We start from the raw sequence: 13,976 nt of genomic DNA on the forward strand, positions 1-13,976 counted from the left end.
CAGTAATAGAATTAGATAAATAAAACCCTATATTAGAAGATAATTAAGATAAGAAAAATATATCCTGCTGTTATTAGAATAGATAAAATAGACAAAGTATAATATATATCTCTTACATGGAAGAATCCACTAAGATTATGCCTAAGAGAGATTTTAAGAGAAATAACCATTACTTTAAGTTCATAACTTTGGCTTTAATCCTAAAAATAAAAGAAAGTCATAAATACATTTGAGTGAAGGCAGAAAATATAAGAGAAATTAGAATACTTAAAATTAGAAAATAAAAAGATCAGATGCTAATTATATCTACTATAGTCCTACATATGATAAGCATTATAAAAATCCTAATTCCAACTTGCCTAGGATTATTTTAGTATTTTCATACAAGTATTATTATTACCTAATATTAATTTTACATTAGAAAATGTTTTTTAATGTTTTAACAAGTAACTTAAATAAATAGTAACATGATTTTTTTAGGAAAGCATAGTTATGATTTATCACTTCTACTGATAAAGAATAAATTTTCCCTATAAGAAATAATTTTAAATCCTCATATTAAACATAGGAATAATAGTTTAATATAGCTGCTTTACAAGCATCTATCCTAATCTTATTAACTATTCTGGTGATTTTAAGGCTCGATCTAGTATATGTCGGGCTTCCTCTGCTTTGACTCGGGCTTCCTGGTAGCGTAGATTTGCTTGGGCAAAGCTTTTAAGAACTTTAAACCCCTCTCTCAAACTGATAATCCCCTCATGTGTGATAGCATCATCTGAAAACAGGATATCAATAGCTTTGCGTATTTCCAGGGCCTCAGTGCGTGATTCTTGAACCTTTAACTTTAATGTTGCCAAATTGCTGAGAATTTGAACAGCTTGGGTAACTTCTTCTTCTTCGCTGTTAGTCACATTACTGGGTTCTTTTACTTCAACTAATTGTTGTGGACTGAATCCATCCTCCAATTCACTGGGTAGTTTACCCTCTTCCATTAGTTCTATTAACTGATCCATGGCTTTATCACGGGCTTTGGCGGAATCTCTCCCAGGGACTGAGAGTATAATTTCTGGACTTTGAGCAAGAGTGTACTGAACCATAATCTAAACAAAAACTAGCCTAAAAACAGCTATTATTACCAGTTGAGGAATCCCATTGTACAGTAAATCTCTGATCCTTAAATACTATTTGGAATTAAATTGACATAATTTGGATATAAAAATAGAGATGATAATGCATACAAACAAGTATCAATTCTGAGGTATTTCATTCAAGTATTAGTATAAACTATAGATATAAAAAGATCCAAACTTATTAGATAGATTAGGTAATTAGATAACAATGGTTTTTAGCAAGTAGATAGATATTAAAAATACCTCTTATGAGGAAGAAACAATCAGCTCAGATTGAAAAACTCATTTCTATACTTAATAAGTAATAATAAAATAGCCCCCTAAGAGATTTGAATTTCTCTCATATGAGCAATAGGGTCGGTTTTGAAGACAAATATTAAGAATACACTATGAATATATGGTGAGTTTTTCCACCCTTCTCATTTCCCATTTAATTTTAGCTACTAACTATTTATTATTTCTTTGAGTTTCAGACAAAAGATATATATAGATACTAATTGATATCTTATGAATAATTCTGTATCTAATAATGATTATTTTTTGATCAATTGAGAAAATTGAGAAAATGTAAATTACCTGTAATAGCTCCACAATTATAAAATTTTGGAAACATAATGAATGAAAACAGCGTTAGACAGAATTTTAAAATCCATGATTTACCTAAGCAAAGCATAAAATAGACTAATATCTAAGTAGATATACTAGGAATATTTAAATGATGAGCTTGATTAAATAATGCTAATACTTAATAGTAGATAATTATCTTTAAAAGATATTAGAAAATGCTATTCCAGTAACCTCAACAGTAATTTTCTAAAAAAAAGAAAATTACTTAGCCGAAAGTATACTATTTCAAAACTTAATAAATATTAGAAATTATTAGAAAAATAACAGGTATAAGTAAATGCTTTTCAAGTATCAAAGATACTTATACATAAGTATCTTTGATACTTGTCATGAAAATCTAGTGTAAAGCAATTTAAATTGTTAATTATATAGTGAGAAAATACTATACCTTACTGGAAAGTAAAATGAATTGTAAAGTATTAATTTATTGGTATCACTGGTGATAATTACCTTTGGATTATAATGGATATTTATTAGTGTACAAATATTTAAAATTTATTCTTTACAGAGGAACTAATGATTACGACTTCATCTAACGAAATACGTAATATGTTTGACCAAATTGCCCCCATTTATGACGATTTGAATGATTGGTTAAGTTTCGGACAACACCATATTTGGAAAGAAATGACAGTAAAATGGAGTGGAGCAAAACTAGGAGATACTTGTCTGGATTTATGTTGTGGTAGTGGTGATTTAGTATTTAAATTAACTAGGCATATAGGTAAAAAGGGATTAGTATATGGGGTAGATTTTTCTGCTGCTCAATTAGCAATCGCACAAAAACGTTCCCGTAAAGAGTATCATGCCTCCCCCATAAATTGGATAGAAGGGGATGCCTTACAACTACCCCTTGACAATAATACCTTTGATGCAATCACTATGGCATATGGGCTCAGAAATGTGAAAGACATACCTCAATGCATGAAAGAAGTCCACCGCGTTCTTAAACCAGGCAAAAAGGCGGCCATTTTAGATTTTCACAGACCCCAAAGTAACTTAGCAATCGGGTTTCAAAACTGGTACCTTGATAATATAGTTGTTCCTGTGGGGAGTTGGATAGGATATCAAGAAGAATATACTTATATTAAATCCAGTTTAGACTGTTTTCCCAGAGGTAAAGAGCAAGTAGAAATTGCCTTAAAAGTTGGTTTTACCCAGGCAACCCATTACTCCATTGTTAATGACATGATGGGAGTACTAGTAGTGACTAAATTTAGATAGATGAATTGTTAGCTTTGTAGTTAATTGTAAGAGCGGTAATACTGAATATTAAAACTTGTAATTAACATTAATAAAAAATGCCAAACAATATCAAGCCTAAATATCAAACATCTGGTGGTGTAGACTTCCACTGTTGGTAGCCAATATGCCAATAATTAATGATATAGCCATGAAGATATTATTTTGATCCTATCCAACTATCTACAGAAGTGAACAAAAATATGGTGTAGCCATTACTAAAAAATTATCCAGTATAGCAGGATTTTATTAGGTTATTTACAGGATTCATGGAGATAACTCCTATCAGAAATAATCAAGTTAATATTATGAGGATATTCTTTCTTTAGTTTTATGATTAATCATTTGACTTGAGATGAGCACCGTATAAAATTATTGTAATTATCAGCAATTTCTTTTGTTTCCTTAATATAATAATGGTGCATAGTAAAGTTAATATTCTTTAATTATTGATTAGTATAAAAAGTCAAGGCAAAATTCTATGGGAGTCTTAAATAAAGCAAAATTGGTAATCATTAAAGATGTCTCACCAATAGTTAGAAATCAATACCATTGGTACAGTATAAGTTAGCAATCATTGTCACACAAATCGGAGCTAAATTAATCCTTGACTAAGAATATACTCTAAAAGTCCTCTACAACCATCTACTAGTAAATCTATTACCTGATCAAAACCCTCATAGTCACCATAATATGGGTCAGGCACTTCTTTGAGTTTATACTGAGAACAGAAATCACATATAAGATGAACTTTATGTTTGTGCTCTCCCCCTGTAGGATTGAGAGATAGAATATTTTTATAGTTATCCAAATCCATTGCCAATATCAAATTGAACTCTTGAAAGTCTGAAATTTGAAACTGACGTGCTTTACCTACGAGTGGGAAACCTAATTTCCGTATAGCTGTTGCACTCATTCGTTGATCAGGAGAATTACCAATATGGTAGCCAGATGTGCCAGCAGAATCGCAGATAATACGTTCTGTTAGTCCTGACTGCAAAATTAGGTGATTCATAATATTTTCTGCCGATGGTGATCGACAAATATTGCCTAAGCAGACAAATAATAATTTATAAGCCATAAACTGATTTGATTGTTTGCCATTGACCATTAATAAGAAATAAAGATCAATGACAAATAAATAGTTACTATAGTCCAGGTAATTCCAAACCACCTGTTAGGTCTTCCATCCTTTCTCGCATGGTAGCAGTAGATTTATTGTAAGCGTCTTTCATTGCTACTGTGACTAGGCTTGAAAGTACTTCTGCACCCTTATTGAGAGCATCAGGGGAGATTTCTACCCGTCTAGGTTCTTGGTTGCCACTGACAATTACCTTAATTAGGCCATTATTAGCTTCACCAATAATTTCCATTTGCTCCAATTCTTCTTGGAGTTGCTTCGCGCCTTCTTGAACCTGCTGTGCTTTTTTAAAAGCATCAGCTAATTCCTTCATTTTTCCCAAGCCAAAGCCAAATCCTTGTCCTTTTCCTGTCATAATTTTTATCCAAGTGTGCTTTAGATCACAGATTAAATTCAATTATAGATGTGGGAAGTAATTTGTTCTTTCCCCATAACGCTTTTGATTTTCACTTTATTGTGGATTGTAAATACTTGAAACACTTTACTATTTGCTTTTGAGCAAATACGTGGAGTATAACTCCATATTGTTACATACTCATAATCCCATGATTACCAACAGTCTTGATAGACGATTTTAGCTAATTGCTGAGAATTCTCCAATCATTTTGACTTCTGGTTCTAACCAAATAGACCACTGTTCTTGGACCTTGTACTGAATGTGGCGAATGAGACGAAATATGTCACCAGCAGTAGCTCCGCCGCAGTTAACAATAAAATTGGCATGACGCTGAGCTACTTGGGCCTTACCTATTTGAAATCCTTTAAGACCAGTTTGTTCAATTAGCCACCCTGCACCATGGGGATTAGGATTACGGAACACACTACCACAACTAGGCTTATCATATGGCTGGGTACTAAGACGATGTCTTTTATATTCTTTAGTAATTGCCAACAATTCAGCTGGATCTGCCCCTGGTTGTAATTGGAAAACTGCTTGGGTAACTATGCGATTACTTCCTTGCAAATTAGAAGTGCGATATCTATAACCCAACTGCTTGGGAGTCAAAGCTTCTAAAGTTCCATCAGGAGATAGAACTTGGACACTGAGCAAAATATCTGCGATGGAGCTTGCATGAGCCCCTGCATTCATTACTACAGCTCCACCAATAGTCCCAGGAATACCTACAGACCATTCTAATCCCCGCCAACCTAATCCAGCAGCTTCCCATGCCAAACTAGGAATAGACTCACCTGCAGCTACACTTAATTGACCAGTTTCTGGATCAAATTTGCTGTATCGTAAATGGCGAGTTACAAGTACTAACCCAGATATACCGCGATCACTAATTAATAAATTGGAGCCAGAACCGATTACTGTAATTGGCAATTGATAATTTCTAGCATATTCAATACTTGTCTTTAAAGATTCCAAACTACGCGGGGCAGTATAGTATTCGGCCGGACCACCAACCCGATAGGAGGTGCATCCCGATAGAGATACCTGAGTTTTAATTCCACAGTCTGTACCTGGTAAGTAAATGTCTTTCAGCCGACTTAATTTGTCTGTAGCCCGTGAACTTGATTTTATACTAGCAATTGAGCAGACACTTGCAGTTGTCTGAGAGATTGTCATATTTTGAATCAGTGTTAATTTTAACAATTTTTACCGTAGTTATATGGTTATAACGTCAATTTGTATAGCACTTGTTATACGGATAATACGTAAATTATGTGAACAAACTTGGATACAAAATCTATAGGTTTTACTTTTGGAATAAACCTAAGGCCATGTAAGTATAATAGCTCCCCTAGGATGTAGCCGTAGCCGGTTGGCGAAGTGTGTTAATGACTTCAGGAATTACCTGATTTAAATTACCCGCTCCTAGAAATAGTGTTAAATCCCCTGGACACAGTGTCTGTAATAGACAATCACACACGTTTGTCAAACTGGGCTGGTAAATCACTTGCTTATGGTATTTACCAATTTCCTTTGCCAATTTTTCCCCACTAACTAGTCCTAAATCTGCTTCTCCAGCACTGTAAATTTTAGTTATAACTACTGCATCGGCAAAAGCAAAGGATTGGGCAAATTCATATAAAAAAGTTAGGGTACGACTATAACGATGAGGTTGGAATACAACAACTATTCTCTCCCCTGGTTGCAAGAGCAATTTTGCAGCAGCCAGAGTTACCCGAATTTCGCTGGGATGATGTGCATAATCATCAATGAACGTAATACCATTGACTTCACCCCGTAATTCAAAACGTCTTCTGGCACCAATAAAAGAAGCTAGTCCTTTGGCTATATCTTCAAATTCCAAACCAAGATTACGCCCAATTGCAACTGCTGCGAGAGCATTACTCAAGTTATGATGACCAAGCAAGCATAATTTTAATACTCCTAGAACTGTTCCTTTTTCCCAAACCAATGCCGTAGTCCCCTCAGCATGGTAATCAATATCAGTTACACTATAATCAGCATCAGTATTAGAATGAATACTGTAGCTGATGGTTGGTTTTAAGCGATTACGTACTGTAGAGCAATCATTACAGCCCACAACAATTTCACACTGTTTGGCAAACTTTAGGAAAATATCCACCACTTCTTCTAATGTCTCATAGTGATCTGGATGATCCAACTCAATATTAGTAATAATACCTATTTTAGGGCTATGTTTTATGAGAGAACCGTCAGATTCGTCCGCTTCAGCTACTAAATATTGGCTTTGTCCAACTCTTGCATTTCCTTTCCAAGCATTTACTTCACCACCTACAATTATGGTGGGGTCTAGACCCGTTTCTAGCAACATATATCCTACCAAACTACTAGTGGTAGTTTTCCCATGGGTTCCAGCAACTGCAATGCTATGATGGAGAGCTATTAATGCTGCGAGAACATCAGAGCGGTGAAAAATTGGGCATCCTAATTCTAAGGCTGCCTTATATTCTGAATTATTATTGTTAATAGCTGTAGAACAGACAACTTGTGGTGTCATTCCCTGTTCAATATTATGTATTTTTCCTTGTTTTTCTAGGTATACTTCATTTGTGGATGTTGGTGTTGGTGATCGAAAAAATAGCAGATTATTAGCTTCTTGTCGATCAAAAATATTAACCCCAATAGATTCTAAACGCTTTGTTATGTGATTAGGATACTTATCTGAGCCCGAAACTGGTAGTTGCTTGTTTGCCAATACATAAGCTAATGCTGACATTCCAATACCACCAATACCAATAAAATGAAATGGTCTACCGTCAAAATCTACAGAGTTGCTCATCAATTATTCCTCAAACACCACACCACATAATGATCACAAATGACACGCGTATCATAACAGGCTTTTGTTTTCCACCGATACTGTACCCCTACAATTTTCATATTTAGGATAAATGATTTCTTTACATTTTGTATTTACTTATTCAATAATATTTTTACTGCCATATTTTAGTTGTTATTACTGAATCAGTATTATATTTATTCTAAAAAATCACTGCAGTTATGTATATAAATCCTAAGCATATTCTCAATTCAACATTTGTAAACCAGCTACTACAAGTTAACTATAATTGTATTTAAAGCTATACTTAAATAAGTAAAGAGTGTTAATTAAGTCAAGTTTTACACCTAAAAATTTAGTGCTGGGTAGTTCATAAACACAATAATTAATTACTTACAACACCTAATAATTAAGAATAAAAACACTTTATAGAGTTAAGCAGTGCGTATAAATTTCACAGAGTGAATTAAATTTATACTTTGCTTGATATTAATCAAAATATAGTAGTAATTGCTGCACATTTACTTGGAATCAGTTTGATTAAGTGCTACTTAATATTTTCGTAGTAATCACTTGCAGATATTCAATTGTACAGGCGATTAAAATCAGTATGAATTCAATCAAGAAATTGCCTTGATCCATTACCTTTAGTTATTATTCTGAGCCCACGGAATTTTTTGAATAGTTCAGTTTGATATTAAACGACTCAAAATCTACAAAAATAAAAATAACCAAATACACCTTCAGGATTCAAAATGCTTAATATTTAATGAGTTTTAATATCTAGCCCCCAACTTATGTTCAATTGGGCTTGGCCAAGACCTAAAATCCAGTCTAAACCTCAGTAGTAACTGCAAGTTTTGCAGGTATATTTACACGGAAAAATTTTTCTTTTTTCAAAAAATAGCAGTTTATGGTTATAAATACTTCTCTGTTTGCGATATGATTGGGGTCAATAAGAATTTTATTTAAGCATAATCAAGCAGAGGGCAAGACGCTGTGATTAGAGTTGCAATCAACGGTTTCGGGCGCATCGGACGTAACTTCATGCGGTGCTGGTTGGGTAGAGAAAATAGCAATTTAGACTTAGTTGCCATTAATGACACATCAGATCCTAAAACAAATGCTCTTCTGCTCAAGTATGATTCCATGCTTGGGAAATTAAAAGATAATGACATTCAAGCCGATAAAAATTCATTAATTGTTAATGGTAAAACAATTAAGTGCGTATCTGATCGTAATCCAGAAAACTTGCCCTGGAAGGAGTGGAATGTTGACCTTATTATTGAATCCACAGGGGTTTTCACTTCAGAAGAAGGGGCCCTCAAGCATGTTAGTGCTGGAGCAAAAAAAGTACTAATTACAGCTCCTGGTAAAGGTGGTAATGTTGGTACTTTTGTGATTGGTGTAAATGACCAAGACTATGACCCTAAAAAGTATCAAGTTATCAGTAATGCTAGTTGTACAACCAACTGTTTAGCTCCTGTTGCCAAGGTTTTACATGAAAAATTTGGGATTATCAAAGGTACTATGACTACTACCCATAGTTACACTGGTGACCAGCGCTTATTAGATGCTTCTCATAGGGATCCTCGTCGTGCTCGTGCAGCAGCTGTTAATATTGTGCCTACTTCCACTGGTGCTGCTAAAGCTGTTGCATTAGTGCTACCGGAACTCAAGGGTAAATTAAATGGTATTGCACTGCGTGTTCCTACTCCTAATGTTTCTATGGTAGATTTTGTAGTTCAGGTGAAAAAGCCTACTATTACTGAAGAAGTAAACCAGGAATTCAAAAACGCATCTGAAGAAAAACTTAAGGAAGTCCTTGATTATTGTGAATTACCCCTTGTTTCTTGCGATCACCAGGGGACAGATGCTTCTTCTATTGTTGATGCAAGTTTAACCATGGTTATGGGCGGTGATATGGTTAAGGTTATGGCTTGGTATGACAACGAGTGGGGTTATAGTCAGAGAGTTGTAGACTTGGCTGAATTGGTAGCTAGCAAATGGTAGTCAGAAACTATCAAGAAAGGTAATATTTTTTACCATTCTGAATCTTAATTGGCAAAGTGTTGAAATCCTCGATCACGGCTTATAACGAGGTCGGGGTATTTTTCTGGGAATTGTATATCCTGTAATATGATTTTGGAGCCTTCTGTGATTACACCGATGATGGCAGCATTTTTATTTAGTTTTTGCACTAGTTTTTGGGCTGCTTTTGGTGCCATACACAACACTAATTGAAAATCTTCTCCCCCATAAAAAACATACTCCCAAATTTTATCTTTACTCAACCATTGATGAAATACTGGTGGGAAGGTAATATTATCGATTTCTATTACTGCACCTACTCCACTCTGGTGGCAAATTTGTTGGATTGTATCTGCTAAACCATCACTGCTATCCATACCTGCTACAGATAATAGAGATTCTGAATTTAAAACTTCCCATAAGTGTTCAATAACATCTAATCTGGGCTTTGGACGCAGGTGAGAATTGATCAAAACCTGTTGGTCATTATAGGAAATACAACTCCCAATCTCAGGATTTAACAATAATTCTAAACCCCCACGTGAGGCTCCATGCTGTCCAGTAACAATAATTGCATCTCCTACTCTGGCACAATTACGGCGGATAATTCGTGTTGGGCATACTTGGCCAAAGGCAGTAATAGCAAGGAAAATAACACTCGAACGTACCAAGTCACCACCTACAATAGGAGTATTATACGCTTGTAGGCAAGCTGTCATTCCCTGATATAAATCATCTACCCAACTTATATCCACATCACCAGGTAGTCCTAAACCAACGGTAATTCCCAAAGGTGAAGCCCCCATAGCTGCTATATCTGATAAATTGGCTGCTACTCCTCGCCAACCTACATCGAAAGGGCTGGTAGTCATTTTACTGAAGTGAACTTTATCAACTAATACATCAGTTGTGACAACTAGGGAGCAATCAGGTATAGGGTTTAAAATGGCAGCATCATCCCCTACAGCATCTTTAGGGCAGTACTTGTAGATTAATTGTAATAATTTATGCTCACCAATATCTGATATTTTCATTCTAGATTGAGGGTTTAGTTATGCCAATATAGAAATAACTCAACAAAATTGACCTTGGGAATTAGGGTGAAAACACGACAATTTTATTGAGATTCATTTAAGAGTAACTTACCTATTAGCCCTTTCAATTATGACTTAACTGATAAATAAAGCCTACTGAAGTAGGCTCAAAAAATAGGGTTTATTTGTTCATGTGTAAATAAATTTGTTTAATGGGTAAAGATATCAATTTCTTGATGTTGGTACTCGTACTTCCCTGCATCCTTAATTAATGCTTAAAAGTTTAGGCTAACAAGAATACATCAAAGATCAAATTTAGCTTCATTTAACAAACTGAACCTAAACCAATGAATCAATTATCGTACATATATACTAATACTAAGCTGCCTTTGGTTGTATGAGCTTTTCACCACCACTAATAACCTTCGCGGCCATAATTTTATCACCAGCTCTAATTTTACCCAACACCTCCTTTCCTTGAGTTACATAACCGAATACAGAGTACTGCCCATCTAAAATATTACGGCCAGCAGGGGTTAGCTCTGAATCAAACAACAAGAAGAAAAATTGTGAGGAGGCATTATTCACATCTACCTCTGCATGAGCCATAGCAACTGTGCCATAAGCTGAGAAGGGTAGTTGCGGTAATTTAGTATAAAGGCCAGCTTGTTCAAAAGTATTGCCATACAACGGTTTATTATCCCCATCCACCAAAATTTCTAAAGGAATGAAACGGTACTGTTTAGTTTTGGTGTCTACAAACCCAAATTCCTCTCCTGGAGGATCGCCAGTTTGCACAACATATGATTCTTCAGCACGAGTAAACTCTAAACCATCATAAAAACCACGTTGCACTAAATCAACAAAGTTACCAGCTGTAATGGGTGCACTATAACCATCTACTACCATGGTAATATCACCCTTAATTGTTTCAATTTCAATAGTAGCACGGCCTTTTAGTTGAGGGAGATTACTATATTTCTCTGGTACTTCAAAGGGGAAATCTTGAATCATTAACTCTTCCAACTTACCTACAAGATAAAGCAGTTGAGAACGTTCTTGTAATATTTTATCTTTATTTTTCGTTGGGATGAATTTTTGTAAGTTAACGACTCCATCTTTCAATTCTTTAATTAAATCCTCCGCCTGGATATTATATATCTGAGGTATATCTCTAATAATTTCATTTGGCTTATCCAATATATTTAATGCTTTGCTTATATCTTTAGATATGGCATTCCAACGGCGATTGGCTCTTATTTGGTTGGATATATCTTCCAAATGGATTTGTAAATTTCGTATAGCCTGGTTATTAATTGGCAGAGCATAACGTAACAAAGCCTTTCCATCAGTAATTGCGTTTCCAGCTGGTAATCCAGCATAACTAGGGTTTGTCCATCCTACTGCACCCACACCTAAAAATATTATGAATAGTAGTACAATTTTCAACTTTACTACTTTAGTTCCGCTCAAAAATAATACCGGACGAAACCAACATATTAATATATCTCTAAGAAGAGATGTATTAATATTATGTAACCTGTATAACCAGAATTTTAATGATTTGAACATAAGATAGCTCAAATAAAGCATCAGATTTTATCTAGGTGAATCCATCAATAATCTTCCCATAGTATTAGCAGTATTATCACTTAGACATATAAATTGAAAATAGGGAATACCATTTGTCGTTTATCACAGTTTAGTATTTTATACAGTAGAAATAAAATTCAAAACCTTCTGTTTACTTAAAATATATATCAACAGGTAGAAACTATTACATTGTTTATTGCTATTCTCATAAAGACTTCTAAGAGATTTGGCTTATAAATTTAAATTGGTTAGGGTTTATTTATATTGAATAATATGAACTTTAGTATGGCATCATAGACTTTCAATGAATTTTGATATTCACAGTGTGTTAATTGGGCAATAGCATACCAAAAAACATAAAGAGAAATGCAAAGATACAGTGTTACGGTACCTTTACATTTCTGGGAACTTTTTAATGTTTAAGATTAGTTAGGACTTAGGCTTTTATTACTTGTTTGGTAACAGCATCGAGTTCGCCTCTGGCATACTTAATGGCAAACATATCAACAGATACTTGTTTGATCTTGCTGGCATTACCAGCAGTATCAAATTGCTGGTAGCGATCAGTACAAACCTTTTGCATATATTTAATAGAAGGTTTGAGAAAATGACGGGGATCAAATTCTTTGGAATTTGATGCTAAAGCTTCTCGTACGGCTGCAGTAATAGCTAAGCGGTTATCAGTATCTATATTTACTTTACGTACACCACTCTTAATACCCTTTTGAATTTCTTCTACGGGCACACCGTATGTTTCAGGGATAGTACCACCATACTGGTTTATCAAAGCAATTAAATCCTCAGGTACAGAGGAGGAACCATGCATTACTAAGTGAGTATTGGGTAAACGACGATGAATTTCTTCAATACGGCTGATTGCCAGAATTTCTCCAGTAGGCTTGCGGGTAAATTTATAAGCACCATGGCTAGTACCAATAGCTACAGCTAATGCATCTACTTGGGTTTGCTGTACAAAATCAACAGCTTGATCAGGATTGGTTAATAGTTGTTCCTTATCTAATTTACCTTCAAAACCATGACCATCCTCTTTATCACCCATCCCAGTTTCTAGAGACCCCAAACACCCTAGTTCTCCTTCAACGCTGACACCTAGTGAGTGAGCCACTTTCACTACTTCACGAGTAACATTAACATTGTAATCATAGCTGCCAGGAGTTTTTGCATCAGCCTCTAAGGAACCATCCATCATTACGCTAGTAAAGCCATTCTTTATTGCTGAATAACAAGTTGCTGGCTCATTACCATGATCTTGGTGCATAGCAATGGGGAGATGAGGATAAGTTTCTACCGCCGCTAAAATCAAGTGTCGTAGGAAGTTTTCCCCGGCATACTTACGAGCACCACGAGAAGCCTGTAAGATTATGGGGCTGTCTGTGTCACTAGCAGCCTGCATAATTGCTTGTATCTGCTCCATATTATTCACGTTGAAGGCTGGAATACCATAATCATTCTCAGCAGCGTGATCCAAAAGCAGTCGCATTGGTATGAGCCCCATAAATAATCCTCCTAAGTTTTGTCATATGTATTATCTGGTTGTCTTCCTAAGACAAACGTAAATAATCGTTATGCTTGTCTTCAGATGATTTTCAACTCATCAGAAATTATAACTATTCATGTGTATTTATGGTCGATAAGTTTGCTCTAAGTACCATTGAATGCAAAGGGTTTTCTGCAAATAGTATAGGACTGATTAACTTATGTAGCAATGGATTTATCAGTTGGAAAGTCATTGTTTAACCGGATAACTCGTAACTGCCAACGGCAAAATGTCTTTACTTTCTACTTCTAAATTCTTACCTAGCAATCATTTTCAACTTTGATACTATTGAAGCTTCTAACTATGCATATTATAAAAATAGTAGATTTATGGGTCGCCTGGGATTCGAACCCAGAACTAATCGGTTAAAAGCCGAGTACTCTACCGTTGAGTTAGCGACCC

10 protein-coding genes and 1 tRNA gene are annotated in these 13,976 nt (G+C 35.0%); 2 read left to right on the forward strand and 9 right to left on the reverse strand.

Annotated features, from left to right (window positions below; genetic code table 11):
- Nucleotides 1-620 precede the first annotated feature (620 nt).
- Nucleotides 621-1,097 (reverse strand): hypothetical protein, encoded by a 477-nt coding sequence (locus RINTHH_RS00005; RefSeq protein WP_008231328.1) that lies wholly within the window; start codon nucleotides 1,095-1,097, stop codon nucleotides 621-623.
- A gap of 1,176 nt (nucleotides 1,098-2,273) precedes the next feature.
- On the opposite strand from RINTHH_RS00005, the gene ubiE reads away from it, so the two are divergent.
- Nucleotides 2,274-2,981 (forward strand): bifunctional demethylmenaquinone methyltransferase/2-methoxy-6-polyprenyl-1,4-benzoquinol methylase UbiE, encoded by a 708-nt coding sequence (gene ubiE, locus RINTHH_RS00010; RefSeq protein WP_008231329.1) that lies wholly within the window; start codon nucleotides 2,274-2,276, stop codon nucleotides 2,979-2,981.
- Nucleotides 2,982-3,594: 613 nt separating this feature from the next.
- Here ubiE and RINTHH_RS00015 read toward each other — a convergent pair.
- The 4 genes from RINTHH_RS00015 to murC all read right to left on the reverse strand — a co-directional run bounded on the left by RINTHH_RS00015 (nucleotide 3,595) and on the right by murC (nucleotide 7,358).
- Nucleotides 3,595-4,080, reverse strand: coding sequence for a low molecular weight protein-tyrosine-phosphatase (locus RINTHH_RS00015; protein WP_044304250.1), 486 nt, complete (start codon nucleotides 4,078-4,080; stop codon nucleotides 3,595-3,597).
- Between the two features lie 67 nt (nucleotides 4,081-4,147).
- Nucleotides 4,148-4,495: a YbaB/EbfC family nucleoid-associated protein gene (locus RINTHH_RS00020; protein WP_008231336.1), complete on the reverse strand. Its 348-nt coding sequence runs from the start codon at nucleotides 4,493-4,495 to the stop codon at nucleotides 4,148-4,150.
- A gap of 219 nt (nucleotides 4,496-4,714) precedes the next feature.
- Nucleotides 4,715-5,713 carry a UDP-N-acetylmuramate dehydrogenase gene (murB, locus tag RINTHH_RS00025; RefSeq protein WP_008231338.1) on the reverse strand — a complete coding sequence of 333 codons (999 nt, stop codon included), beginning with the start codon at nucleotides 5,711-5,713 and terminating at the stop codon, nucleotides 4,715-4,717.
- Nucleotides 5,714-5,888: 175 nt separating this feature from the next.
- Nucleotides 5,889-7,358: a UDP-N-acetylmuramate--L-alanine ligase gene (murC, locus tag RINTHH_RS00030; protein WP_008231339.1), complete on the reverse strand. Its 1,470-nt coding sequence runs from the start codon at nucleotides 7,356-7,358 to the stop codon at nucleotides 5,889-5,891.
- 999 nt (nucleotides 7,359-8,357) lie between these two features.
- On the opposite strand from murC, the gene RINTHH_RS00035 reads away from it, so the two are divergent.
- The gene (locus RINTHH_RS00035; protein ID WP_008231341.1) at nucleotides 8,358-9,371 is read left to right on the forward strand and encodes a type I glyceraldehyde-3-phosphate dehydrogenase; all 1,014 of its coding nucleotides are present in this window, start codon (nucleotides 8,358-8,360) and stop codon (nucleotides 9,369-9,371) included.
- A gap of 44 nt (nucleotides 9,372-9,415) precedes the next feature.
- Here RINTHH_RS00035 and thiL read toward each other — a convergent pair whose 3' ends face one another.
- The 4 genes from thiL to RINTHH_RS00055 form a co-directional block, all read right to left on the reverse strand.
- Nucleotides 9,416-10,423 (reverse strand): thiamine-phosphate kinase, encoded by a 1,008-nt coding sequence (gene thiL, locus RINTHH_RS00040; RefSeq protein WP_008231343.1) that lies wholly within the window; start codon nucleotides 10,421-10,423, stop codon nucleotides 9,416-9,418.
- 378 nt (nucleotides 10,424-10,801) lie between these two features.
- Complete coding sequence (locus tag RINTHH_RS00045; RefSeq protein WP_008231346.1) at nucleotides 10,802-12,016, reverse strand: peptidylprolyl isomerase; 1,215 nt, start codon at nucleotides 12,014-12,016, stop codon at nucleotides 10,802-10,804.
- A 436-nt stretch (nucleotides 12,017-12,452) separates the two neighbouring features.
- Nucleotides 12,453-13,532 (reverse strand): class II fructose-bisphosphate aldolase, encoded by a 1,080-nt coding sequence (gene fba, locus RINTHH_RS00050; protein ID WP_008231348.1) that lies wholly within the window; start codon nucleotides 13,530-13,532, stop codon nucleotides 12,453-12,455.
- Between the two features lie 372 nt (nucleotides 13,533-13,904).
- Nucleotides 13,905-13,976, reverse strand: a tRNA-Lys gene (locus tag RINTHH_RS00055).

The sequence above is a fragment of the Richelia intracellularis HH01 genome (assembly GCF_000350105.1).
GTDB lineage: Bacteria > Cyanobacteriota > Cyanobacteriia > Cyanobacteriales > Nostocaceae > Richelia > Richelia intracellularis.